The organism is Spirosoma arboris (assembly GCF_009754945.1).
Taxonomy (GTDB): domain Bacteria; phylum Bacteroidota; class Bacteroidia; order Cytophagales; family Spirosomataceae; genus Spirosoma; species Spirosoma arboris.
Genome location: NZ_WPIN01000012.1, coordinates 1 through 23,340, shown reverse-complemented (window position 1 = coordinate 23,340; position 23,340 = coordinate 1). Strand labels below are relative to the sequence as shown.

The 23,340-nt window shown below is 45.8% G+C and carries 28 protein-coding genes; 15 read left to right on the top strand and 13 right to left on the bottom strand.

Features of this window, described 5'->3' with window-relative positions; all coding sequences use genetic code 11:
* Window positions 1-60 precede the first annotated feature (60 nt).
* The 11 genes from GO755_RS26550 to GO755_RS26500 all read left to right on the top strand — a co-directional run bounded on the left by GO755_RS26550 (window position 61) and on the right by GO755_RS26500 (window position 8,462).
* Window positions 61-360: a hypothetical protein gene (locus tag GO755_RS26550; RefSeq protein WP_157588344.1), complete on the top strand. Its 300-nt coding sequence runs from the start codon at window positions 61-63 to the stop codon at window positions 358-360.
* Window positions 357-2,888 carry a DNA methyltransferase gene (locus GO755_RS26545; protein WP_157588343.1) on the top strand — a complete coding sequence of 844 codons (2,532 nt, stop codon included), beginning with the start codon at window positions 357-359 and terminating at the stop codon, window positions 2,886-2,888. Before GO755_RS26550 ends, GO755_RS26545 begins: the two co-directional genes overlap by 4 nt.
* Before the next feature lie 4 nt (window positions 2,889-2,892).
* A complete protein-coding gene (locus tag GO755_RS26540) occupies window positions 2,893-3,132 on the top strand; it encodes a hypothetical protein (protein WP_157588342.1) in 240 nt (79 codons plus the stop codon).
* 9 nt (window positions 3,133-3,141) lie between these two features.
* Window positions 3,142-3,927 carry a DUF5131 family protein gene (locus GO755_RS26535; protein ID WP_157588341.1) on the top strand — a complete coding sequence of 262 codons (786 nt, stop codon included), beginning with the start codon at window positions 3,142-3,144 and terminating at the stop codon, window positions 3,925-3,927.
* Entirely contained in the window at window positions 3,924-4,124 is a 201-nt protein-coding gene (locus GO755_RS26530) for a hypothetical protein (protein WP_157588340.1), read from the top strand. Before GO755_RS26535 ends, GO755_RS26530 begins: the two co-directional genes overlap by 4 nt.
* A 98-nt stretch (window positions 4,125-4,222) precedes the next feature.
* A complete protein-coding gene (tnpA, locus tag GO755_RS26525; RefSeq protein ID WP_157588339.1) occupies window positions 4,223-4,669 on the top strand; it encodes an IS200/IS605 family transposase in 447 nt (148 codons plus the stop codon).
* Between the two features lie 10 nt (window positions 4,670-4,679).
* Window positions 4,680-6,890 (top strand): DNA cytosine methyltransferase, encoded by a 2,211-nt coding sequence (locus tag GO755_RS26520; protein ID WP_198174937.1) that lies wholly within the window; start codon window positions 4,680-4,682, stop codon window positions 6,888-6,890.
* A complete protein-coding gene (locus tag GO755_RS26515; protein ID WP_157588337.1) occupies window positions 6,887-7,060 on the top strand; it encodes a hypothetical protein in 174 nt (57 codons plus the stop codon). Before GO755_RS26520 ends, GO755_RS26515 begins: the two co-directional genes overlap by 4 nt.
* Entirely contained in the window at window positions 7,057-7,338 is a 282-nt protein-coding gene (locus GO755_RS26510; RefSeq protein WP_157588336.1) for a hypothetical protein, read from the top strand. Before GO755_RS26515 ends, GO755_RS26510 begins: the two co-directional genes overlap by 4 nt.
* Window positions 7,335-7,973, top strand: a complete 639-nt coding sequence (locus GO755_RS26505; RefSeq protein WP_157588335.1) for a YopX family protein — start codon at window positions 7,335-7,337, stop codon at window positions 7,971-7,973. The genes GO755_RS26510 and GO755_RS26505 overlap by 4 nt, the downstream gene beginning before the upstream one ends.
* 3 nt (window positions 7,974-7,976) lie before the next feature.
* A complete protein-coding gene (locus tag GO755_RS26500) occupies window positions 7,977-8,462 on the top strand; it encodes an ASCH domain-containing protein (RefSeq protein ID WP_157588334.1) in 486 nt (161 codons plus the stop codon).
* Window positions 8,463-8,495: 33 nt separating this feature from the next.
* Here the strand turns inward: GO755_RS26500 and GO755_RS26495 are convergent, their stop codons facing one another.
* A complete protein-coding gene (locus GO755_RS26495; RefSeq protein WP_157588333.1) occupies window positions 8,496-8,819 on the bottom strand; it encodes a LytR/AlgR family response regulator transcription factor in 324 nt (107 codons plus the stop codon).
* A 46-nt stretch (window positions 8,820-8,865) separates the two neighbouring features.
* On the opposite strand from GO755_RS26495, the gene GO755_RS26490 reads away from it, so the two are divergent.
* From GO755_RS26490 to GO755_RS26480, 3 genes are all read left to right on the top strand, one after another.
* Window positions 8,866-9,081, top strand: a complete 216-nt coding sequence (locus GO755_RS26490) for a hypothetical protein (protein WP_157588332.1) — start codon at window positions 8,866-8,868, stop codon at window positions 9,079-9,081.
* A 787-nt stretch (window positions 9,082-9,868) separates the two neighbouring features.
* Window positions 9,869-10,993, top strand: a complete 1,125-nt coding sequence (locus GO755_RS26485) for a DUF4848 domain-containing protein (protein WP_157588331.1) — start codon at window positions 9,869-9,871, stop codon at window positions 10,991-10,993.
* 164 nt (window positions 10,994-11,157) lie between these two features.
* Window positions 11,158-11,376, top strand: coding sequence for a hypothetical protein (locus GO755_RS26480; RefSeq protein ID WP_157588330.1), 219 nt, complete (start codon window positions 11,158-11,160; stop codon window positions 11,374-11,376).
* A gap of 48 nt (window positions 11,377-11,424) precedes the next feature.
* Here the strand turns inward: GO755_RS26480 and GO755_RS26475 are convergent, their stop codons facing one another.
* From GO755_RS26475 to GO755_RS26425, 11 genes are all read right to left on the bottom strand, one after another.
* A complete protein-coding gene (locus GO755_RS26475; protein ID WP_157588329.1) occupies window positions 11,425-12,501 on the bottom strand; it encodes a hypothetical protein in 1,077 nt (358 codons plus the stop codon).
* A complete protein-coding gene (locus GO755_RS26470; protein ID WP_157588328.1) occupies window positions 12,502-13,896 on the bottom strand; it encodes a phage portal protein in 1,395 nt (464 codons plus the stop codon).
* The gene (gene terL / locus GO755_RS26465; protein WP_157588327.1) at window positions 13,893-15,359 is read right to left on the bottom strand and encodes a phage terminase large subunit; all 1,467 of its coding nucleotides are present in this window, start codon (window positions 15,357-15,359) and stop codon (window positions 13,893-13,895) included. The genes GO755_RS26470 and terL overlap by 4 nt, the downstream gene beginning before the upstream one ends.
* Window positions 15,343-16,107, bottom strand: coding sequence for a terminase small subunit (locus GO755_RS26460; RefSeq protein WP_157588326.1), 765 nt, complete (start codon window positions 16,105-16,107; stop codon window positions 15,343-15,345). Before GO755_RS26460 ends, terL begins: the two co-directional genes overlap by 17 nt.
* Before the next feature lie 47 nt (window positions 16,108-16,154).
* A complete protein-coding gene (locus GO755_RS26455; protein WP_157588325.1) occupies window positions 16,155-16,511 on the bottom strand; it encodes a hypothetical protein in 357 nt (118 codons plus the stop codon).
* A gap of 8 nt (window positions 16,512-16,519) precedes the next feature.
* Window positions 16,520-16,798, bottom strand: a complete 279-nt coding sequence (locus tag GO755_RS26450; protein ID WP_157588324.1) for a hypothetical protein — start codon at window positions 16,796-16,798, stop codon at window positions 16,520-16,522.
* A gap of 12 nt (window positions 16,799-16,810) precedes the next feature.
* Window positions 16,811-17,533 (bottom strand): CHAP domain-containing protein, encoded by a 723-nt coding sequence (locus tag GO755_RS26445; RefSeq protein WP_198174936.1) that lies wholly within the window; start codon window positions 17,531-17,533, stop codon window positions 16,811-16,813.
* Between the two features lie 168 nt (window positions 17,534-17,701).
* On the bottom strand, window positions 17,702-18,289 hold the full coding sequence (locus GO755_RS26440; RefSeq protein ID WP_157588323.1) for a hypothetical protein: 588 nt from the start codon (window positions 18,287-18,289) through the stop codon (window positions 17,702-17,704).
* Window positions 18,286-18,654, bottom strand: a complete 369-nt coding sequence (locus tag GO755_RS26435; RefSeq protein WP_157588322.1) for a hypothetical protein — start codon at window positions 18,652-18,654, stop codon at window positions 18,286-18,288. The genes GO755_RS26440 and GO755_RS26435 overlap by 4 nt, the downstream gene beginning before the upstream one ends.
* 533 nt (window positions 18,655-19,187) lie before the next feature.
* Window positions 19,188-20,003 carry a serine protease family protein gene (locus tag GO755_RS26430; RefSeq protein WP_157588321.1) on the bottom strand — a complete coding sequence of 272 codons (816 nt, stop codon included), beginning with the start codon at window positions 20,001-20,003 and terminating at the stop codon, window positions 19,188-19,190.
* A gap of 480 nt (window positions 20,004-20,483) precedes the next feature.
* Window positions 20,484-21,065: a hypothetical protein gene (locus GO755_RS26425; protein ID WP_157588320.1), complete on the bottom strand. Its 582-nt coding sequence runs from the start codon at window positions 21,063-21,065 to the stop codon at window positions 20,484-20,486.
* A 415-nt stretch (window positions 21,066-21,480) separates the two neighbouring features.
* Here GO755_RS26425 and GO755_RS26420 point away from each other — a divergent pair, with 415 nt between their 5' ends.
* Window positions 21,481-22,134, top strand: coding sequence for a hypothetical protein (locus GO755_RS26420; RefSeq protein ID WP_157588319.1), 654 nt, complete (start codon window positions 21,481-21,483; stop codon window positions 22,132-22,134).
* A 316-nt stretch (window positions 22,135-22,450) separates the two neighbouring features.
* Here GO755_RS26420 and GO755_RS26415 read toward each other — a convergent pair whose 3' ends face one another.
* Window positions 22,451-23,230: an IS5 family transposase gene (locus GO755_RS26415; protein ID WP_157588318.1), complete on the bottom strand. Its 780-nt coding sequence runs from the start codon at window positions 23,228-23,230 to the stop codon at window positions 22,451-22,453.
* Window positions 23,231-23,340 lie beyond the last annotated feature (110 nt).

Sequence of the window (23,340 nt, the reverse complement as noted above, 5' to 3'; positions counted from 1 at the left end):
TGCCCCTTTTTCCGCTGGCTTCGCCCGCTTTGGGCATGTACTCTCTAATCTGTCAAAATCATGGCTAAAAACCATCAAAACGTCACTAAATCCAACACCAAAGGCTTCACCCCAATGGCCGAAAAGCTAGACCCGTCTGACATTTCTGGCCTGATTCCCTGCCCGCTGACGGGTAAAACCATCTTCGTGCCCAGGGTGGTGTATGTCAAACCGCATCAGTTGGCATTGAAACGCGCCAAGTATGCCGCCCTGGGCCAAACGCTACGGCTGCCCGCGCATCTGGCGAAGGATCTGGCTGAAGTGGACGCGCCCGTGGCCCAAGATAAAAAACGCACCATTCGACGCTACAAACAGCTATGAACGACTATCAATTTCTCAGGGAGTATCAGGGATTTCTATCGGAAAAGATGGTACCAACGCCCAAAACCGGTTTTATGGTTAATCGGGAGCAGATTCACTCCATTTGTTTTCCGTATCAGGCCAATGCCATTCAATGGGGAGCCGAGGGAGGCTGCCGGGCCATCTTCGCTCACTTTGGACTGGGCAAAACCATCATCCAGTTGCAACTGGCCATGCTGTGTTTAGCGGGCCGCGAAGGGAAAGCCCTCATCGTTTGTCCGCTGGCTGTCAAACAGGAGTTTTACGAAGCCGCCCAGATGCTCGACACGTCAATAACTTATTGCCGAACGCAGGCGGAGGTGGAAGCTACTCAAACCCGCATCATCATCACTAACTATGAGCGGGTTCGGGATGGGGATATTCAGCCGGATTACTTTGTGTTTGCCAGTCTGGATGAGGCTAGTGTGCTGCGTTCCTACGGTTCGAAAACCTATCAGGAGTTTTTATCTAAATTCCAGGCGGTTCAATTCCGGTATGTGTGTACGGCCACGCCTTCGCCCAACAAATACAAAGAGCTGATTCACTACGCGGGATTCCTGGGCGTGATGGATACGGGGCAGGCGTTGACTCGGTTTTTTAAGCGCGATTCGACGAAGGCCAATAACCTGACCATCCATCCCCACAAAGAGCGGGAATTCTGGCTATGGGTTTCTTCGTGGGCTTTGTTCATTACAAAACCCTCCGATCTTGGCTATTCGGATGAGGGTTTTGCGTTACCCAAACTGCACCGGCATTGGCATCTAATTAATCTACCCAAAGAGGAAAGTGCGGTAGATCGCGATGGCCAGTTAAAGCTCATTCGGGATGAGGCCATTGACCTGCGCTCCTCCGCTAAAGAAAAACGAGACAGTATTGATGCCAGAATTGTGCATGCCACCGGCATCGTAGACGGAGAGCCCTCTGATACGAGTTGGGTGATCTGGCATGACCTGGAAAAAGAACGCGAAAAACTAGAGGAAACGGCCGACCTGCTGGGTTGGACCAGTTTTAAATCCGTGTACGGCTCACAGGACGATGCCCTGAAGGAAAAACTGCTAATCGACTTCAAGCACGGCGATTATCGAATACTAGCCACCAAACCATCCATAGCGGGGCAAGGGTGCAACTTTCAGAAGCATTGTTACAGCGCTATCTTCTTGGGCATCACCTACAAATTTAACGACATTATCCAGGCTGTTCACCGGATTCAACGGTATGGCCAGTCGCACGAATGCCATGTCCATTTCATCTATACCGATGCGGAGGAACATGTTCGGCGTGAGTTTGAGGCTAAATGGCAACGGCATGATGAACTAGTGGCGACCATGACTGGGATTGTCAAGGAGTTTGGTTTATCCCAAACGGCTATGCACAGTGAACTAAACCGGTCGATGGGGGTGGAGCGTGAGCAGGTGAGCGGAGATCGGTTTACGGCCGTGCATAACGATTGTATTCTGGAGACGGCGCGTATGGAAGAAAACAGCGTCGGGCTTATTCTAACCAGCATTCCCTTTTCCAATCATTACGAGTACACGCCCTCCTACAACGATCTTGGTCACACCAATAATGATGACCATTTCTTTGCCCAAATGGATTTTCTGACGCCCAATCTGCACCGGGTCTTGCAACCGGGCCGACTGGCAGTTGTTCACGTCAAAGACCGGATCCTGTTTGGCTCTGTGACGGGTACGGGTATGCCGACGGTGAATCCCTTTCACATGAAAACCACCTTTCATTTTATGAAACACGGGTTTGAGTTTATGGGCATGATCACCATCGAAACGGATGTGGTTCGCGAAAACAATGGTACCTACCGGTTGGGGTGGACAGAGCAATGTAAAGATGGGAGTAAAATGGGGGTTGGCTCGCCCGAATACCTGCTGTTGTTTCGGAAGCTGCCCACCGATACCAGTAAAGCCTACGCCGATATTCCGGTGGTCAAAGCCAAGGAGGCCTACACCCGTGGCAAATGGCAGATCGATGCCCGCGCTAAGTGGAATTCATCGGGCGATACCCTGCTTACGCCAGAGGAAATAGCTAACTGGCAGGTCGATAAAATAGCTTCGGTGTTCATGGAGCGAAGCCGGGAAACGGTGTACAATTATGCTGCCCACGTCGAATCAGCTAACGAAATGGATAAGCGGGGCAAGCTGCCCGCGACGTTCGAATCGCTGCGTGTGGCCGCCCGGTCCGAATACGTCTGGGATGATGTGGTTCGCATGCACACCCTGAACAGTCGTCAATCCCAGCATCGGGAGGAGCAACACATCTGCCCGTTTCAGATCGATATCGTTGATCGGGCCATTGTTCGCTACTCCAACGAAGGCGATGTGGTGTATGATCCCTTTGGAGGTCTGGGTACCGTCGGCAATCGGGCGATTCCGTTGAACCGGCGCAGCTACTCCTGTGAGCTCAATCCTGACTATTTCCGGTGCAATGTGGCTTATCACCGGGAGGCTGAATACAAACGGAAGGTACCAACCCTGTTTGACCTACTTCAATCTGCTTAGGGTTATGGCTAAAATAATTGTCGTCTATGACCTGCCAGACCCTTTACATATGCTGGAAGGGGAAATCGGTGAACAGCAGTTGTGGGACATCCAACATTGGTTACAGGAAGATCTTTTGGGTACCGAACTGGAGCATACCCATCCCAGTTTGAACGCTCCGCTTTTCGAACGCATTTCGGTGATTTCAGAGGCCGACTATACCCTGTCCAATCGAAGTGTTTGGCAACGAGGAGCATCTAACTAAACAATTATCATGGCAAAAGATTCTAAAATTGAATGGACGCATCACACCGCGAACCTTTGGTGGGGTTGTGAAGAGGTGCATGAAGGCTGCGATAACTGCTACGCCAAAGCCTGGGCAAAACGGTATCAACCCGTTCCTATATGGGGTAAAGAAACGCCCAGAATGGAAATCAAGGGCGTTTGGAAAGCCTTTGAGAAATACCAGCGACTAGCCGAGGCTGCGGGGGAAGTGCATCGGGTGTTCGTGGGATCCATGATGGATATCGCCGAAAAGCCAATGTTTCTCATAAACCGACTGGGCGTTCAGGCTATCGATGTGAATGACAACTCCCCAATTGATAACACTCATATTCGGCAACGTTATTTTAATGAGGTCATTCCATCGACGCCAAATCTGTTGCATCTTTTATTGACCAAAAGGCCGTCGAACTTCAATAAAATCATTCCCGAACGCTGGAAGACATCTCCACCGGCCAACGTGATGTTCGGCACCAGCATTGTCAAGCGGTCGCAATTGGTAACCCTTCTTAAACAGTTGAAACGCGTCAATGGGAAACGGTTTTTATCGCTAGAGCCTCAGTTGGAAAACATTCCCAACATCGACCTAAACGGGATTCACTGGGTCATTCAGGGTGGGGAGTCTGGACCGGGTAAGCGGCCATTCGATACGGATTGGGCACGGTCGATGAAGTATCAATGTCAAGTGCAACAGGTACCGTATTTCTTCAAGCAGGTCGATAAGATTCAGTCCATTCCTGATGATTTACACATCAGGCAGTTTCCAGTACTGGCATGAGTATTCGTCTCACGCGCGGGCCACCTGCCTGCCCCTGTTTTTTCACCCGTAAGAATCCTGACCTGGCTGGTTACTATGCACCTGGCAGTTCATTAATGGCTGGTCAGACCGGGATTCTTATCGGATTCGATTACCAACCTTCAAAAGCGTACAAAAACCTCGTTACTCATGAGCTACCGCGTTGCGCCCAAGCCTAAAATAGTCCCTGAGCTTGTCAAATTTATTGAAGTATTAAAACCACCGCCTTTGGCGGTGGTGATGTTGAATGGCTGTGCCAGTTTTTTTACCTTGTGGCATGGGCAAATATCGTCGATCATCGCACAGCTTTTACTATTGTGTCTACCACATTGTGTGGACTCCCAAATATCGATACTGTATCCTTCGGGAAGTGATTGCCGATATGGTTGAGGATAAAATACGCACAGTCTGTAGTTGGAAAGAAGTGGAGGTTTTGGAGTTGAATGTGCAGCCTGATCATGTGCATTTAATGTGTTCGATTCCGCCTAAGTGTAGTGTTGCAGAAGTATTGGGCACGATTAAAGGGAAGACAGCAATCAATATGTTTAAGGCATTCCCGAGTTTAAAAAAGAAACCTTACTGGGGAAATCATTTTTGGTCACGAGGCTACTTTGTAAGTACAATCGGATTGGATGAGGACAAAATTCGCCGATACATCAAGTATCAGGAAGATCAAGATAAACAAGAGGAAGCCGACGGGCGCCAAACCGACCTCTTCAACTAGTTATCCCCCTTTGGGGGTATTTTTTCATAAAGCCCCCACCTCTGGTGGGGGATACTTTACTATAATAGACTCTTTCTGTGGAGCTGGCGGCTGGACCGAAGGCGTTGAGCGGGCAGTTGATCGATTCGGCAACCGGCTGGCTGTGGTTATTGTCGGGATCAATCATGACAAACTGGCCATTGCCTCCCATGCAGCTAACCATCCCGAGACCATGCACTTTGTGGAGGATATTCGGGATAAGACCCTGCCCCGCCGAATTCTGGCCGTTGTTCAGGCTGCCCGAAAACTCTATCCCAATGCCGTTTTACTCTTTCACGGTTCGTTGGAGTGTACAAATTTCAGCAATGCCAAAGGAGGTAAATCCCGCGATGCTGACAGCCGCTCACTCGCTGAATTTATGCCAAATTACTTACGCGTATTGAAACCAGATCTGTTCACGGTGGAAAACGTTCGGGAGTTTATGGCGTGGGGACCCATGATCGCCAAGCCCGATATGAAACACACCTGGGATGGTCATGCAGCACCCGCCTGTCACATGATTTACGATAAGAAGAAAAAGGAGTGGGATTATCACTGGATACCGGAAAGTCGCACCAAAGGCCAGTATTATCAACGCTGGGTTCGTCAGATTCAGGATATGGGCTATCAGTTCGATTCCCGCTTATTGAATGCCGCTGACTTCGGAGCCTATACCTCCCGGCTGCGCTACTTCGCCATTTTCGCCAAAAAGAATATTCCAATTGTCTGGCCAGAACCGACCCATGCCAAAGTGGTTGGCAAGCAGGTACTGATGGGCCAGACTTCGCTATTCGATAAGCTCAAACCGTGGATGCCCGTTCGGGATGTGCTGGATTTTAGCGATGAGGGGCACAGCATCTTTGGCCGTAAAAGCAATATGGCCCTTCGCCCGCAGGACCGGGAGGATCTGGTTGAGAATACGCTGGAACGGATCTATGCGGGTTTACTGAAACATGTTGCCAATGGCGATGTCAGCTTTTTAAGCAAGTATTATTCGGGGAAACCGGAAGGGAAAAACATTAGTATCGATGGTCCTGCCGGTGCACTGACAACCTCCGATAGTCACGCGCTGGTAAAAGCGGCCTTCATTGTTCAGCGGCAAAATGATGTCGCTGGCCGAAGTCCCGAAGGGCGGATAGTTTCCATCGATGGACCTGCCCGCACGGTGACGACAACTGGCGGGAATCAGGAGCTGGTACAGGCGTTCCTTAGTAAATATTACGGCGGCAAACCCGAATCCAGAAATACAGGAATGGATGAGCTGTGCGGAACGCTGACAACGGAAAACCGCTGCGCATTCGTCCAGGCTAATTTTCTGGCAAATTATTATTCGGGTGGCGGCCAAACCACCTCCATCGATGAGCCATCGCCGACAATTCCGACCAAAGACCGGGTTTCGCTGGTGCAGTGTGAGCACTTTATTGATCAGCAGTATGGCAATAGCGAACCGGCGTCCATTGATCAGCCAGCGGGTACGTTAACGGAAAACCCAAAGTTTGGCCTCATCCGGACGGAACGATTTATGGCCAACTATTTCAGTGAAGGCTGCCAAACGCAGGATTTAAACGAGCCAACAACGGCCCTTACGACCATTCCTAATCAACGGTTGGTCAGTGTCGAACCCGTTGAAGGCTTTCTGCAGAATCCCGGTTGGTTCGGAAACAGTAGTGATCTGGATGATCCCGCACCTACACTTATCGCCCGTCAGGACAAAGCGCCGGTTTCGGTTGTCCAGTGTCAGTTGCTAATGAATAATCAACACGATAACGTACCGACTAGTGTTGATCAACCTGCTCCAACTCTGCTTACCGGCAATCATCACTATTTACTTAATGCTCAATTTAACAATACTCTACGTTCGATTGACGAGGTAGCTCCGACAATAACAGCCGACCGACACTATCCTTATTTAGTAGTGACCTCATCGGGCGAACTGGCCATTCAGATTCTGCCGGGTGATAGTCCCTGTACGATCAAGATCAAGCAGTTCATGGCTGCCTTTGGCATTGTGGACATAAAGATGCGTATGCTCAATGTGCCCGAACTCAAGCGTATTCAGGGCTTTCCTGATGACTACGTGTTAAAGGGCGCCGAAACCCATCAAAAGAAATTTATTGGCAACTCGGTGCATCCGTTGGTTCCCAAAAGCATGATTGAAGTTTTAGCCCCTCGGTTGAAGAAAAGGAGGTGCGTTGCAGCATGAAAAAGCTGACTAAATCCGATGGCCTCCGCACGGCCGCCTACCTCATCCAGATCGGCATTGAGCAACTTCAGAAAAGCCCGACCATGCGACGGCAGAGTAACATCAGCCTGGTCGATTTGCAAGCCGCACAGACAGTACGCAGGAAATTGTTAAAACAGATACACAAATGAAAACCAACTTTTTTCTAGTCGTTAACAGTAAGGGGAGTATCAAGGCGCTCAAAACAAAGCCCGGATTGAACTGGGATGAAATCGCTATTTCGGTCAGCTTAAATCTGCCTACTAGTTTATTTCAGAAGCCGCAGTTGAACGCCGTGATTGATGTGCCTGATACGGCTATTCAACCACTGACGATTGAAACAGATGTGGCCAATAATATTCAGGGTGCCATTGAACAGGCTACTGGCTATGAGGTTCGGCTTACGCTTAATACAACTCCAGAAAAATGAGACAGCTAAAATTCAGGCTCTGGCATACGAGTGAGTATCCCGTTGTCGAACTTCGCAATACCATGGCCTATCAGCCGAATCTCAGCCTGGATGGTGCCTATGATGCTCACATGCATGGCAATGGTGTCATGATGGAATTTACGGGCCAAACCGATATGGATGGCAAAGATGTCTACGAGGGCGATATTATTGAAACTCGCCACGAAGACAAAATGGAGCTAAAGGGGTTCGGATTGGTCTATAATGAAATCGCTTTTCGAGATGGGTGTTTTGGCCTTATTGGAGAAGTGACTTCGGAGCATGCCTGCTTCGCACAGATTGGTGAAATTAAAGATGCCAGAGTTGTAGGCAATATATTTCAGAATCCCGAACTGGTAGGCTATATGGCCGATCCGGAGGAACTGAAACGATGGGATGATAAACGGTTTGCACACATTCCAGATGTCGAACCAGTTGTGTCTGGTAATTTGACCAATTGGTTTGAGTATGAGGGAGCTTTTCGTCAATTGCAAAAAGCAGATGGATTCATTCCAGAATCGATTGAATCGACTGATTGGAAGTCGCTGCGAGAAGACTTTTTCAATAATGGCGAATCGGTTAAATATGCGTTTCAAACGTTCTTCTACGAAGAGTAAATTATGCGAATCATCACCCTACACCAACCCTACGCCACGCTGATGTTCCTCAAGCGGAACGGGCATGTACTCAAAAGCAACGAAACGCGCTCCTGGCATCATGAAAAGGTAAAAGGTATCATTGGTATTGCCGCTGCGAAAACAATGCACAAGTATGCCAAAGATCTCATGCTCACCTGGCCATTCTGCGAAGACCTCAAAGGTGTTCAGTTGCCACTAGGGGTAATACTTGGAACTGTTGAGATCGTCAGCTACCAACGCAGTGAGGATTGGATGAATGAATTTAGTAGTCCCAATTTGAGCCCTGAACAATTTGAGATTGAGGATCGGGAATTTCGGTATGGCAATTATGAACCTGGGCGGTGGATCTGGCGAACTAAGAACGCTACCGCTTTTGATGAGCCGATAAAGGCCAAAGGGTCGCAAGGCTGGTGGAGTTATGAGACGCCAAAAATCAATGCCAGTACTGGCCAATTGCAATTGTTCTAGGCAGGAACCGGTCGGCGAACGCCTTGTGGACGACTATTTAAAGTAACAGATCATCCAGGGTACCCGACGGCGGGATATGGGCAGTTGGACGTTGTCTTGCATAACTACATAGCTGGGGAATCGTAGAGTTGATCCGATCAACAGCCCATGCACGTAATCTGGATTGATCAGGGCGCTTTTATGGGGTCGTAAAAAGACCGGCCATTGTCGTTCAAACCATTTCAAGGTGCGGGCAGATAAGATAACCCGGCCATTCACCAGGTGAACCTGGCTGTAATTATCACTACCAGTCAGGTATAATACTGTCTGGGGATCAAAATAATCAACCGGCTTTGTTTTAGGTAGTCTTTTTCTCATACATACGACTTGGTGTGCAACCTAACCAATTGTAAGTACAAATCATATGACGAAAATTTTATCAACATACACCTATCTGGGGGATCGGATGACTGACCCTACCCTGAAAGGTCAGTTATGCACCGCAGTCATGAATGGAGACAAATGCATCAGGGGCACGAACGGCAACATGCTGGTTCAATTCGAAAATGGCCGTGTGGCGAATGTGATTGGCAGACTGCTCCGGAAAGTGAATACAGAAAAGCAAGCCACATCAAACTGACGTGGCCTGGTTGATAAAATCATTTACTACACTAACTAAACAATCAAACTATAACCTACAACCAACTCCCTGGCCATTCGTAACCGACAAGGGGACGTATTGTAAGCTAATGGCCCTTCTCCTTTAACTTGGCGGATTCCATGGTGGCAATTCGTGATCAGATAATAACTAAGCAGGTATGAAAAACATTATTGCAACCATTCCGCAAGGGGAAATTCAAGACCTGTGCATGAGCCGAAAATACGGGATATTTCCCAGAAAAATACGGGAAATATCCCAAAAACTACGGGAAATATCCCATTGATTCTTTTTGATATAACCGGCAATTTTGTATTAAATAAGCATTTTAATGTATTTTCTTGATAGTCATTATATAATTACAAACCCTTCCTTTCGAAATCACGTCTACTGTTACTAGACAAAAAAACTTAAGTGAAGTTTGAAATTTTTTTATTAACTATTTAAGCTTTATCAATTATGAAATAACTTATTATTACCTCTGATTGGTTGGTAATATTCCATGTATCTTGTGACCGCTTGATAACAGATTTTGAATAAGTAGCAATCCAAAGTTTTCAGTTGAAAACCGTATTGCATTTGAAAAGAAGTATTCATATACATCAATTCAATTTCTTTACAAAGACGGACAAAATTCCTCCGATAACCCAATTATATTTTCTGGTGTAACTGGCAGCTTACGTAATCGAGATTTCCTCAAAAGTTAAACAATTTCATTCTTATTCAACGCTTAAGTACATCTTTCAACTCTAAACAAGTAGCAAATGCCATGAAAAATCTATCAATTCCTACAACTGGTTGGATGGTTTTTATTTTAATGCTTGTATCATTATCATGCAAAGAATCTTTTGACGTAAGTCAACTTCAAAAGAACCAAGATGGTGTAGTTAACAATGGTGTATTCTTAGAATTTTCAAATTCTAAAGTTTACCAAGAGCAGTTAACTGCTCTGAAAACGATGACAGAAGAAGAAATGAACAAGTGGGAAAAAAATCTAAATTTTATATCTGTTCGTAGTTTCTATGATTTAGCTATTTCTGAGGATAAAAAATATATTGAGAATTTAACCATTGATCAAGCCACTAATGCGAATGGGGTTTTAAAGGATCCAAGTCTATTACATTCAAAATTTGTATTAGAGAATAAATCATCTTTTCTTTTTGATGAATATGGTCGCTCTTTCTGGATAAAGTCCCCTACGGCTGATAAAGCTCAGAATAGCGTTATTAACAAAGATGGACTATTGAAAGTAGGTGGCTATTTGATGCAGTTTACTGATATGTATACCAAAGTAATGTACGTTGGCAAAAACTTCTCCTCTAACGATTTGGAGAAAATAAAGTCAGCGATAACAACATCTACTTCTGATCGCATAAATGTTGCTATGAATAATTTTGTACAACATGATGCCAGAGCGAGGGATTCGAGAACACAGTTTTATGAAGAATCTGAAACTGAATCTACTAATCCTGCTGGAATCCATCAAAAAATAGCATTATGGACTGTTGCGTGGAATAATCCTGAATACACTTATGACCCACAAACGGATCAACAAACATTTAATGGGTATAGAACGCATGAAGAAATGAATATTAGAACATATTTTTGGGGAGGTTTATTTAATGGATCCGTATACAGTGACAATTGGCATGTCACTGGCACATTTGATGTAAATTGTGAAAGCGGCTATAGTTTGTATGGCCCCTGTCAACATCGAAGCTACTATTATAATAGTACACCAGGTCAATATACCTCAGGCGGTACAGCTGTTCTTGAGCAAAGGAACTCGCCCAATGTTTCTATGGATCAATATAGTCTTGATTATCCTATGCATATAACTAACCTCAATTTTTCGTTAAGCGTATCCGGCACTATCTGTACAATAACGTTTTAATATATAAGCTGTTTAAACTTTTGTTTTGATAGCATTTTTGGCATCCTGACAAAGGAGGGATTTTCGGAGGCTACAAAGAAACTCCCCACCCGAAGATTCCTTCTTTGTTGGTACGATAAAAAACACCGGTTATGAGTCATAAAAAGTTTAAACAGGTTCAATAAGTGAAACCCACTGAACTACAGATCAGAAACACCATTCAGGACATCAAAAAGCGCCTGAAAGATCCGCTTATGGATAAGCCTGCCAATAAGCCGGTTAAAGAGGGCTACACCGAGATTGTCAATATTCTGGTGGAGGGAAGGAAACCTATGAAGGTATCGATCAGCTGTCTACGTTACGCAGTCGGGCCATTGCCATTCTGGGTATTGATTATAATGTAGGCGCCTGTTCGCATCAGATCTTATTGGGGGTGCCTTTAAAGCAATAAGCTACCGCTTTAGGAAGTCCAGTTGAGGAATCTTTCCCAAATTGTCTCCGACAAACGAAGGCAACGACTTAGCCTTGAGTAGCTTCTCTTTGTTTTTCTCCACCCACTCCAGATAACCTGGATTGATGTCAGTCACCTCGTTCACACTGGTAAAGTTCGACGGCTCCTCGTCACGAAATAGCATCTGATTCAACTTGCTGAGCTCAGCTGGTGTAGCGAGGATGGAAACAGCATAACATCGGCAATTACTATGGTTCCCCCGGAAGACGTACGTTTTGGGGTAAATCCCCTTCAGGCTATCACATACATCACAAGGGTAGGGGTTGTTGCTCCGTTTCACTTCAATCCCAACCACGAAATCAAGTGCATTCCAGCGGAGTCGATCCGATTCCCGATAGGCGGAATTAATCTCGGTTCTGGCCAATCGTTGGGCGTTTTTATAACTACTGCGGTACACGCCTTGACCAGGATGATAGAGGCTCCCCGGTTTGGATAAAACCAGATTGCCCCGTTTGTTCCTCACCCGGTGAAACAGCTTATCAGGTTCTTGTAAATAGCCGCGCAAATCCTGACTCAGCTGATTGGTCGAGCGACCTTCGCCGAGTCCCACATCCAGCGCAAATTCAATCTCCCGTTTGAATTGAGAGGTGTAGTTGAAAACCCGATCTGAAATCGTTAGACCTGCCACTTTTCGGGTTTGAAACGCAGCCAATGCCTCTAAATTACGAGCATTGTACCGTTTCACGGCGGCACGCGATAACGACGTTTTACCCAGTACATACCCCACAAACGCATCGTTCTTTGCGTTGGCAAACTCCCATTGCGCTTTCTGGCCTGAGTAGATGGTGACAATGATTTGAGCCGCCAGCTTTTGCAAGAGGGCTTTGACCTGCTCTTTTACCTGGGGGTAATCGTCAAACTCGAATACCTTTCGAGGTTTCAGGGCAAGGTCTGCGGCTATTAGGGCGGCATCCCGAACGGCACTTTGGTAGATGACTTCCAGGCGGTGGGCATACTGCTCCACCTGATTAAAGTGGCGCTTGTTCCAGTCGGTGATGGAGAATTTACGATTACTCATTTAGGCGACTGGGTTAAATACATCAAGTTTATTGGCCTGCTCTTGCTCCTGCTGAATTTGCTTATATTCCTCTTCCACGTCATCCACAAGGCCCGTCATACCGACCGCTGTTTTCTGCGAAATGACCGGTTTGCCGCCCGTGGCTTCGCTTAATAGATCAATAATATCCTTCTCGTTGGTGATGATAAACGGAACGATTTTCGGCGCAATTTCCAGCTTCAGGGATTGTTTCCGCCAGGTCGTATTCAGTACGCCCACAAACGCTTTTAAGATGTTGATGCGCCGTTGCAGGTACGCATCCAATATTTCCCGCTTGTCCTGAACCTTCAGGTGAGCATCCATGAATAAAAACCGCATGGCGATGCCCGAAATGTCCAGCCCTTTCACGGAATCAAAGGAAAGGTCGGGTGTTTGCGATAGCCCATATATCAACCGAAATAGATTTTCTACCTCGAACTTGACCGACTCGGGCGCCTGGTCCCAGCTGATGTATTCGGCCTTGGCATCGCCTTCAAACTCCATCACTTTGCCCTGGGTACCCTTCGCCGAGAGGCCCATGATTTTGCCCCAGATGCCCAGAATCGGCGAACCGAAATAATCATTGGTATCGCCAAAATTGGACAGTACCTTTTCGAGTCTATTGATCATCGTTTCCACGTCATGCCATTCGACCCGATCCTGTTTGGCATACACCACCGGAATCTTTTTGAGTACATTGGGCTCTTTAGATTCTTCCTCCCAACCCTGCCCGGCATTCTTCCAGATGACTTTCTCTTCGTCGGTGTAGACCTCAAAGTACCTCACATCCTTGCCGTCCTCTTTTTGGGCAAAAGCCCGGCTAAAGGCAATCATATCGCCGGTTTTATCGAAAAATGGGTAGAGCATATCGCCATTCCAGGGCGAAAACTGCTGCACCCGAATTTTAAACGAAGTGGTAAAGCCATAATGATCATGACTTTCCTCAGTAGGTACCGGAAACCAGCATTCGGCCACTTCGGTGCACCGGGCTAAATCCCGAGCAATGCCCCGGTTGAAACTATCAATCTTATTATCGGAGAGCATCCGCTTGACGGCCGTCAGGATTTGCCCTTCGGTGGTTTCCTCATCGGCTTCACAGACCAGTTCCACTGGATTGCCAAACGTGAACGAGACCGTGGAGTTGACAATCCGTTTCTGTAGGGGTAAGGCCAGCCGGTTGACATACTCCAGTCGGGTAGTTGTTTCGTCCACCTTGATGGTTTTATTGGGACGTTTGGTTACGTCCATGATTTCCCGTTTATCGGTAATCTCATACTGATTGCGGTAATCCTCCACCTTGCAGTCTGGTACTGTGGCCGACAGGATTTTGATGGACTCCTCGATTTGGTCGGTCTGGGTAATTTGGGCGTATTTCATTGGAAGTAACCAGCGTAGGATGAATTATTTTGGGTTCCGGCATTCAAATGGTAATCAATGGCGTAGGCAATCAGGTCAACATACTCATCATGGGATTTGGCCGGGAAGCCCGTCACCTCCTCAATGACCTCCTCGTTCCATAGATCACTTACGAGTATCACCCGGCCACACTCAACCTTGGGCGAAGCCGTCGTTAAGCGCGTCGTCTTATCATCTTTCGGACTCGGTGTATTGGTAATGTTGAGGCCTGTTATGCGTCGCATCTGTTGAACTACGGATAATCCGTTGGCTTTGGGTTCAATGCGGATGGTACTGGCCGAGGTGTAGCCATTGGCTTTTGTCCAGGTCTTGACAAATTCGATCAGGTCAGGAAATTCCTTATACACCTTCACCGCACTGGTGATGAACATATCCTGCCCAATCTTGCAGGTCGCCATCAGACCTGTCGGGTCATTCTCGCCTGATTTTTCGGTAAACGCTGTATCGCCAAAAAAGACAATGGGTTCGTTTTTTCGCATCCGGGCAAACGTCTCCCGGTCAACGAAGCGAAACCATTCCTTTTTGATAATATTACCCCCATCCACAAAGGGGGATTGGCCGAATTGACCCGCGTAGGCCCGACTGCCCAAGTCCACCTGTGCTTCCTGCAAAACCTTTTGATTGAGCCGATTGGCGTCCAGTAAGCCATTTACGTAATACTGGCGAAGTTCAGACGGCTTGATGTCATCAGAGGCTTCTGCAGGCAGACAGATATGACGTATCGAATCGCCTTTTTTCTTGAGAATATAGCCCGTCGGATCTTCTTCATGAAGCCGCTGCATGATCAGGATAGTTGGCGTATTCTCCTTGTTGACTTTCCGTGAAGCGAGGGTTTTGGTATGCTCATTGGCTGACTTCCGATCCGCATCACTGGCGGCCTGGGATGGATTCAGCGGATCATCGTTAATGATGACGTGGGCGTGTTTACCCGTAATCGTGCCACCTGTTGAGGTTGTGTAGCGCGCACCGGTCTTTGTCGTTTCGTACATCGACTTGGCGCCTTTATCTTTTCGAACAACGATTTCAGGGAATAACCGTTTGAACTTGTCGGACAGAATAATATCCCGACTTTTGACGGCGTGTTCAATGGACAAATCCATCGAATACGAATTGGAAATGATTCGAATCGAGGCATCCTGTGTCCAGAGCCACGCCGGAAACATGATCGTAACTATCGTGCTTTTGGTGGTTCCGGGTGGGATGTTGATGATGAGGTCATAGGGCTTGGTTTCTCTGGCGACAATGGATTTGCTGAGCGCCTGCAACTCACCACACAGATAAGGAATGTGCCAGTTATAGACTGGTTTTTCTTTGATGACTACCGACCAGAAGGATTTGACGAACTCGAAAAACGAGTGCTGACAGGCGAACCGTTCGATTTCATCCGCGTTGGCGATAATTATATTATTAGGACTGCTCGACATTGCGAATCACATCAACAAGGTTTGATAATTGCTCAGGGGTAAGCTTTGCCGGATCAATGGCAATGCTTTTAGGGGTCATACTCCCATCACTAGAGGAATGATCATGTTTCTCTACCAGCTTACCGTGAATCTGTAGTGCAGTTTTAATGGCAGCATCAGCAGGATACATTTCTACGGATGGCAGCCCACGTTCATTCCATGATATCTTTTTAATAGCCCCCTCTTCATCAGCTTTCGCTAATTTTATAAGATCAACTGTTGGTTTTTCGACGGGTCGTGGCTCGGATTTGACAACACGGTAGGCTTTGGGATTAAGTTTCAGTTCAATCTCATAGCGCAAGATTTCCCGCTCACGGGCTTTATTAAGTTCGAATATTTTACCCTGTTCCTGTTCTGTTAGCCCAGCTCTATCCGAAAATTCATCGTCAATTTTAATTTGCAGGTTCAATTCTGCGATCAGGTCAGCTAGTGGCTTTCGTTCAAAGGTCGATTCCCATACCTCCTCCACCTTCATGTAATCATTTAGACGGGTTCGACCAATATCCGTGTTACGTTTAATGGCCTCTTCAACTGACATGCCATGTTTAGAATGATATTCTTTGATGGCGGCTTGGATTTCAGGATCCTGCAACAAATCGCGCGCGGTTTGCTTCGCCCTGCTTTTGGCATAGCCAGCCCGAATAGCCGCAGGTGCGCCTTTCCAGACAATGCAGTATTCTTCAACAAACCGTTGCTTCAGGTCTTTCATGACCGTTACTTTTCGTTACTTTTCGTTACCTTTTTGAGCTTGCTAGCCTATTTGAACTGTATGGGTTGCTCAATCTTCAACCGAGTAGCCAGTTCTGTATATTCATCAATCATTCCCGGGGTGATGGTTTGACTGGTTACCATAAACAGTTTTATCGTTCCTGCTAAATCAATTAGCCGATGTACATCGCGAAAGTCAAAGCGTTTGGCTGATTCGGCAGGAACAATCTCTTCAATGGGGATAAAATGAATTGGAGTGACATCGCCCGTTCCAGTTATGTTGCCGCGTAACTTGACTGAATCATCCTGAATGCCTACTATCGTGAAAATGACATCTTCAAAGACAACCCGATTGCCCTGATGTACAACCCAGCGTACTTTATCGCCTAATTGATAGTTGTTCATGGTCGAGCTTAGTTTTTAGAGACATAATACTTATTCAAGATGCGCTCATAGGCCGCTGGTACTTTCACTTCTGCTCCAGCATAGTCTTTGTCGAATTTTTCAGCCAGCTTTTTGTATTCCACGGCTATTTTGGTGTTGCGATTGATTCGATTAATGATAAACCAGCCACTTAGTCCAGTCCAGCGAAGCAATACCATGGCCACATAACTTAATTTATTAAGCTCATGTCGGATAAGCACTTCACCTAATGCCCTGTCCTTTTTGGACCAAGTTGATTTTGGATTCATGGGAAGTTGAGGTTACTGATAAGAAATAAATCCAAGATTAATCGAATCGATCCGTCGTCTGGTAAGTCTGCAAACCGCATTCCCTTCACGTGTCCCAGTATTTTGAGCTGTATTGCCCTCAATGGTGGTGAGTAAACCACCTTTCCCAACACTCTCGACTAGTCCAGTGTGGCCAGCCGTAGCGGAAAACTTCATTAAGAATTGCATACCGGGTTTGACCAATTCCGGCTCATCTTCCACCTGTAGGGAGGTGAGCCTTTTTAAACCTGATTCTTTATACCCTGCTAATGCCCACATATTGAGAACACCCGCACTTTTCGGACAGGGGTTTTTGATACCTAACTGTCTAGATGCTTGTTGAAAGCACCAGTATACCCAAGCACTGCACCATGGATAGCCGGGTGATAAGCCACATGTTTTTAAATATAAATCGACCTGTGGTCCACGATTCGAACCATGTGGCACCTCTGAAATGCCAATCTGACTTTTGGCGATGGCCAGTACTCGGGATGTGAGCGTAGCGCCCGGTAACGGGTATTCTTTAAACAGGGCATCGAAGGTGATTTGGCCGAACACGCCGTCAACTTCCAGCGGATTGCCGTTTCGATCCAGACTAGCCGCCTGGAATCGCCTGAGTACGTCGATCATGCCATAGCCTGGAATGGATTGATCAACTGCCCAGCCCAGATTCATTAGCTGATAGGCGTATGGGGTTCTAATAACTGGAGGGGTCATAGAAATAGACTAGTTTTGCATATCCTCAAAATGGGAACTAGAGGTAAGGCCATGCGCGATTTCGGTTGCTAGTGGCCTTTTTTTGTTATCTTTAAAGAAATTAAAAGTGAACAAACGGTGGTTGTTGAAAGGTCATTTGCGTATGCAGATGACCTTTTTGGTTTAGTCCTACCGATTCTGCTTCAGCATTTTCTCCTGATTGCGCAGTGACCGCATCTGGGCAATTGAATCCGCTTTAGCCCGATGCCGATTCTCTGCCTTCAGCTGTCTAACATCAACCACCAAATCACTCACTACCCCATGCAGGGATTTTACCTCATCCGCGAGACGGTACACCACACCCGCAAAGCCAATCTGTACCCGATTGCCGTCTGACTGACTTTGGGTATAACCCACGCAGGTGGCGACCAGAATGGACAGAATCAAACCAATCCCTAATTGGCGAAGGGCGCTATGCTTGACTTCAATTCGCTCTTCACGTTGGAGGGGGGTAAAACTTTCCGGAATGGGCGCCGTGTAGTAGGAGCCGACTACGCAGGAAAGCATGACGGCGATGGCGATCATAAATACCAGGCATGGATAGAGCTCAAAGCGGGGTATACCAAACGCGCCAGCGCTGTAGGCACTTCCGATCATGCCGACGTAGATGCCCCGTTTCCAGACTTTCGATTTGCTGTCTACGTTAAGAAGTAATGCCCCGTACTGGGCAAGGCCTGAGATGCAGGTAAAGACGATGTACATGGGTGTCTGATTCATTGGTCTGTTGGATTTTCATTATTCGTTGAGTTTTCCTGTTCCATGGCGTCCCATGTTTTGCGAAATCGCTTAATGTACTGCCAGACACTTTTGGACGAATTCTGGCTTTGCATCCACAGCCAGATGAACCGCTCCGAGACGGGAGCCAGTAGAAGCGTGGCAATACAGACAATGACAATGTGCCAACCCCAGATCATTAACAGGAGTCCAATGTACAGTACGACCGTGAACAGAAAGGCGTAGAACTGAGCGTAGACGCGCTGCATGATTGTTCCCATTGAATCCATCTTACCTTGTGTTAATCGGTAGGTTACGCCCGCAAATGCTAAAAAAAGTATTAAACCATATTCCACTTTCCATTCCATTCCGGCGGGCGTTGAGTGCTTACATTATAAGCATCAAAGATAGAAAGAACTTGTAATTTAATTAGCTTACTAATAATTAGTATAACAATCAATATGGCAAATTAATACAACCCCTTTAGAGCTTACATTATAGCTAGTAAGGCTTACAGGTAAATCCTTAAGTTATAGGCTGGCCTCAATGCTGGGAGAATGCGGTTGAATCGGAGGTAGGAAAGAGGTTTGGAATTAAAGCCTAGTCTACGATTTGAGGGATTATTAATAGGAGATAAGTGAGGAGGAAGGGGGCAAGAATGGCCGTTTTATATTTGTGCTTTTCACCAATGCCTTAGAGGGCTTATGTTGAGCGAGGTACTCATTTATCAGCACTGATTCAACCTTTACACCCTCATTTTCGTTGGGCTGAACGATCTCCTTCGGGACATGCGGCCTGTCTCTAGAAACTCAATCGTACAGAGTGAGACTACATTTTTTTTCTGTCGTTCGAGTTGGTAATCAAATAGTTTTGAATACTCCTTCATATTGCCAATGTAATATTATAGGCTGTTAATGTGCTGCTCAATTAGCTCAGTTATTTTGTCAAACGGAACACAAACCGAGAAACCAGAATTTGCGATTTCAACATTTTTTATACGTTCTCTATTATTGTACCATATCGTTTCATAGGGAATATACTGAGAAACTAATCCAATGACTCTAAAATACCCATCTTCGCCTTGTTCAATAATTGGTCCCCCGGAATTTCCTTGATAAGAAGGGCAATCGATAATAAAAGTTCCCTCTTTCATGTTCACTCCCGATATGATTCCTTTCCTTATCAATGGCCTAGTGATATCAAAATACTTACTATGTGTCAGCCCAAGTGACGTTGGATACCCCATTAGATAAACTTCATTTGCAATCCCTATTTCAGCAAGGTTCCGTGTTGCTTCAATGTCCAACGACGTTATGTGTTTGGCTGATTGTTCCAATACGCTTACTGACGGTTCAAGTTCAAGAGTTGCTGGACGCTTATAGTTACCAGTTTCAAGCTTTAAATGTCCGGCTGGCTCAGAAAGATGCTGATTTTTACCCAACAAGATTATGCAAACGTCCGAATTTGCGGATTTGAATATTTTAGCTGCTGTTAAATCAATTTCAAATGTGATGGTGCCATTTCCTAAAGGTGAAGATGGACAAGTAGCAATCAGAGTATCACCATAAAGCTTGTCATCTTCATTATAGAAAACATGCTTAGCTGAAATCAAAAAATTGAAGCCTTTATATTTTAAACGAAAGCCTGAACCTTTAGATTTTCCACGATCAATAGAAAGTAGAATCGAATAAGAAAAATTGTCCTGATGAATTTTCATTTAGTAGAGTATCTTGTTTTAATAGCCTGTTACTCGCCGAATGCCGCACTTTCAATACAAAATACGCATTTCGCGTTGTGTATGCTATAGTTTTCAAGCCGGACTGTTGGGGCGTTTACCCCATCTCTAAGATGTCACCCTAAAAATCTAAACTTGCTCAACCGGAGCGTTTCTCGTGTCACACGCAACCTGCCTAACCTGTCAAAACCCGAATTATGGGGCGGTTGACAAGTCAACGGGAACCTCCTTGTGAGTAAAAACCGCTCAGTTTTGGGACGTGCCGCCTGTCGTATAGACGCTGGCACACGAACCCATTTTGGACGTTCCACCCAACGCCAACGGGTGTTGATGGTGGGTGCGTAACTCAACTGAACAACCGTACCTGAACCTTTACACACCCGTTTGGTTGGGCTGAATTCCCGACGACGGGACGAGAGTCCTGTCGCCGGAAGCCCGCCCACGCGGAGCGAAAAGCATTATTTATATTTGGTTGTTCATCTCTTTCATGAACAGTGAGTACAAATATTTCTCAGCCCCTAATTGGTCAAAAATACTTTCAATATCAGCGTAACCTGTGATGGGAGTTTCAGGAGCGAGAATCGCACCAGTCATCTTCGCGATTGCATTTATTTTAGTGTCTCCACTGCTGACCATTGAAATCCATACAGTAGTGAGTTCGTCAAAAATTCGATGCAGAAAGTACGTGAACTCAACAGCTTTAATTGCGTTCTCGTCTCCTTGAGAGGCCGATTTGACATATTGAGCGAAATCAGAGTATCTGCTTGTAGATACTTTTTTGTCTGATTTAATCAAAGCTTCCAGTACTGGTACTATTTCATGCTGAGCAACTTCCGCATATTTGAGTTTATTGTTTTGGTAAGCAATTTGCCATGTAGGGTGCGTTTGATTAATGACCCGTGACCACATTTTGTCTATCGTATATTTCCGATAGAAAATATTCATAACAACTTTTTGTGGGTATTCTGCTGGTGAATACCTTGCTTTCCACATAGTTAGATGTTGTCTTGCATCCTTGAATGTATTCGTTAAATCTACGTTCATGTAGTTGATTTTTTTGAATAAATAGAATTTAATTTGACTGCATTAGGGGCGTTCGCTATATCAACCGAAAGCTGGAAATGGAAGCTTAAACATACCTTGTGGGGCGTTCACCCTGTCGCCCGAAAACTGGAAGTTGAAGCAATTTATGGTCTAGCACCCAACTAATTTTTGTACGCAAACCCACTAAACTATATTAACCTGACAATCAAGGAGAAATAGGTTAGCCGATAAAGCTTTTCCAAGCCCACAATTACTCCTCTTCTCCCCTTACTTCCTACGGGAAAAACCCCCTTTTTTTAGAGAATGATAGTTTTATACAGACGAACTTAAAATATGTAGCTAGATCAAATATTGCTACTTGTAGAATTCTAGCTACTTAACTAGATTTAAGTCACACCAATAACCTTAACTCCTTATGCGTCAGTTTCTACTTATATCCGCTTTCTGGGCTATTTCCTTCATTTCTTCTGCTGCCCAAACAATTACGCTAACACCTACAGCCATCAAAAGTCCACTGGCGAATACAAGTGGCCTGAGCTTTACCAATCTTAAAAGTACCTCACCTGCTGCGACCTCCAACGGTAAACAGTTGTCAGTAGATGCTTCCGGTAATGTCATTCTCACTCTTGATGCAAATGCGGCAACTCAAAATTGGCAATTGACGGGTAATGATATTGCTAATACCAATCCTGGATCAGTGAAGGTCACTAATTTATTGGTAGGTAATGCTTCCATTGCTGTAGCTGGGACAATACGCTGGAATGGGACTAATTTCGAGGGATATAATGGTTCAAGTTGGATACTGTTAACCCCAACAGATACGCCTGTTAATCATTACACAACCGCCGTTCAAGCGATAGGCAATACCTATAGTACTCAACCTTGCCAAACATCCTGTGCTAATATTGGGTGTACTTCTACTGTGGATAGCTTTGGGACAACCTGCCAAGGCCAAAGCGGTGAATATGGAAATAGTGCTCCGGTAGTAGTGGGAACGGGATATAGATGCTATAAAAACAATCAAGACAAAGGTGTTTTAGCCCAATGCCTGTGCAGATGCCCAAAGTAGTTAATAATACTCGTTATGTTAGCTGGATAGATGAATCTATCTATGCGTAAGTGTGGACGCAGTGAAAAGGCCCGACAACATACAGATTGCTGTCGGGCCTTTTCTATATACTGCTAGTTGAAACCGGCATTAGAAAGGGGGAGAGATACGGAATGAAGCTACGTGGGTAGGGGATGATGAGTTAAGTATCTCTTAAAAAGAGGGTATTTTGAGATAAGTAATTCTTGACTACTTATATAAGTATATATCCATTTAAGTACCGTTAAATCAAGTGATTGATATTGAATAATACGTATCATTAGAACGTGTTGGGGAATTATCTTTTGTGATCAGGTTCGATTCGCTGAAGCATTAGTTGGATGTTAGCCAAATACAGCCAGTTGACCGAAGATAATAACGTATACTCATAATCTTTGACGATGCGACGGAAGTAATTCGTCCAAGCAATACTGCGTTCAACGACCCAACGTTTGGCAACCGGCACAAAACCTTGGACCGACTTAGGCCGCGAGGCCTTTTCAAAATCAATGCTCCATTGGGCCAATGATTGGGCAAAAACGCCATTATACGACTGGTCGCCATACACTTTTTCTAAGCGTTCTCCCGCTCGCCAAAGTATATCCCCAATCAGCGAAATAGCAGCAGGACCATCGGCTTGATTGGCAGCGTGAACCGCTGCTACCCAGAGTCGACCTTGGGTATCGACAACCAGTTGTCGCTTGCGTCCATTGATGCGTTTGTTGGCATCGGTACCTCGGTATTCGTTGATCATAGGGTTTAGCTTAACACTTTGTGAATCAATACATAGTACAGAGGGATACGCTTCTTTTTTGATTCGCTTTCGATCCAATTGATTCAGCGCTACATTGATTCGCTCGAGGGTGCCATCCTGCTTCCATCGCTCAAAATAATAATAAACGGCCTGCCAGATAGGCCATTTCTCAGGTAAATTACGCCATTGAGCGCCTGTGCGTAGCAACCATAAAATGATGTTCACCATTTGACGTAGATTGTGTTTACGCTTGCGTTTGAGATCAAAAAAGGAGGAAATTGCGTCCCATTGAGGGTCGGTCAGTTTCGTATACTGTTTGGGCATGACTTTGTCGTTTGGCGACCACAAAGTTGGCACGACTCTCAACCTTTCTCAATTCCCCAACACGTTCTTAAAGTAGCTTTGGGTAGATTGCAATAAGCTTATACACCATT

Bases quoted from the DNA above. Each gene is read 5' to 3' on its own strand.
- GO755_RS26470 (WP_157588328.1), bottom strand. From the start codon at position 13,896: ATGAAATACGCCCAAATTACCCAGACCGACCAAATCGAGGAGTCCATC.
- GO755_RS26430 (WP_157588321.1), bottom strand. From the start codon at position 20,003: ATGAAAATTCATCAGGACAATTTTTCTTATTCGATTCTACTTTCTATT.
- GO755_RS26500 (WP_157588334.1), top strand. From the start codon at position 7,977: ATGCGAATCATCACCCTACACCAACCCTACGCCACGCTGATGTTCCTC.
- GO755_RS26440 (WP_157588323.1), bottom strand. From the start codon at position 18,289: ATGAATCAGACACCCATGTACATCGTCTTTACCTGCATCTCAGGCCTT.
- GO755_RS26450 (WP_157588324.1), bottom strand. From the start codon at position 16,798: ATGAATCCAAAATCAACTTGGTCCAAAAAGGACAGGGCATTAGGTGAA.
- GO755_RS26445 (WP_198174936.1), bottom strand. From the start codon at position 17,533: ATGACCCCTCCAGTTATTAGAACCCCATACGCCTATCAGCTAATGAAT.
- GO755_RS26545 (WP_157588343.1), top strand. From the start codon at position 357: ATGAACGACTATCAATTTCTCAGGGAGTATCAGGGATTTCTATCGGAA.
- GO755_RS26515 (WP_157588337.1), top strand. From the start codon at position 6,887: ATGAAAAAGCTGACTAAATCCGATGGCCTCCGCACGGCCGCCTACCTC.
- GO755_RS26495 (WP_157588333.1), bottom strand. From the start codon at position 8,819: ATGAGAAAAAGACTACCTAAAACAAAGCCGGTTGATTATTTTGATCCC.
- GO755_RS26475 (WP_157588329.1), bottom strand. From the start codon at position 12,501: ATGAGTAATCGTAAATTCTCCATCACCGACTGGAACAAGCGCCACTTT.
- GO755_RS26550 (WP_157588344.1), top strand. From the start codon at position 61: ATGGCTAAAAACCATCAAAACGTCACTAAATCCAACACCAAAGGCTTC.
- GO755_RS26505 (WP_157588335.1), top strand. From the start codon at position 7,335: ATGAGACAGCTAAAATTCAGGCTCTGGCATACGAGTGAGTATCCCGTT.
- GO755_RS26435 (WP_157588322.1), bottom strand. From the start codon at position 18,654: ATGGAATGGAAAGTGGAATATGGTTTAATACTTTTTTTAGCATTTGCG.
- terL (WP_157588327.1), bottom strand. From the start codon at position 15,359: ATGTCGAGCAGTCCTAATAATATAATTATCGCCAACGCGGATGAAATC.
- GO755_RS26455 (WP_157588325.1), bottom strand. From the start codon at position 16,511: ATGAACAACTATCAATTAGGCGATAAAGTACGCTGGGTTGTACATCAG.
- tnpA (WP_157588339.1), top strand. From the start codon at position 4,223: ATGGGCAAATATCGTCGATCATCGCACAGCTTTTACTATTGTGTCTAC.
- GO755_RS26485 (WP_157588331.1), top strand. From the start codon at position 9,869: ATGAAAAATCTATCAATTCCTACAACTGGTTGGATGGTTTTTATTTTA.
- GO755_RS26540 (WP_157588342.1), top strand. From the start codon at position 2,893: ATGGCTAAAATAATTGTCGTCTATGACCTGCCAGACCCTTTACATATG.
- GO755_RS26460 (WP_157588326.1), bottom strand. From the start codon at position 16,107: ATGAAAGACCTGAAGCAACGGTTTGTTGAAGAATACTGCATTGTCTGG.
- GO755_RS26490 (WP_157588332.1), top strand. From the start codon at position 8,866: ATGACGAAAATTTTATCAACATACACCTATCTGGGGGATCGGATGACT.
- GO755_RS26415 (WP_157588318.1), bottom strand. From the start codon at position 23,230: ATGCCCAAACAGTATACGAAACTGACCGACCCTCAATGGGACGCAATT.
- GO755_RS26535 (WP_157588341.1), top strand. From the start codon at position 3,142: ATGGCAAAAGATTCTAAAATTGAATGGACGCATCACACCGCGAACCTT.
- GO755_RS26425 (WP_157588320.1), bottom strand. From the start codon at position 21,065: ATGAACGTAGATTTAACGAATACATTCAAGGATGCAAGACAACATCTA.
- GO755_RS26510 (WP_157588336.1), top strand. From the start codon at position 7,057: ATGAAAACCAACTTTTTTCTAGTCGTTAACAGTAAGGGGAGTATCAAG.
- GO755_RS26530 (WP_157588340.1), top strand. From the start codon at position 3,924: ATGAGTATTCGTCTCACGCGCGGGCCACCTGCCTGCCCCTGTTTTTTC.
- GO755_RS26420 (WP_157588319.1), top strand. From the start codon at position 21,481: ATGCGTCAGTTTCTACTTATATCCGCTTTCTGGGCTATTTCCTTCATT.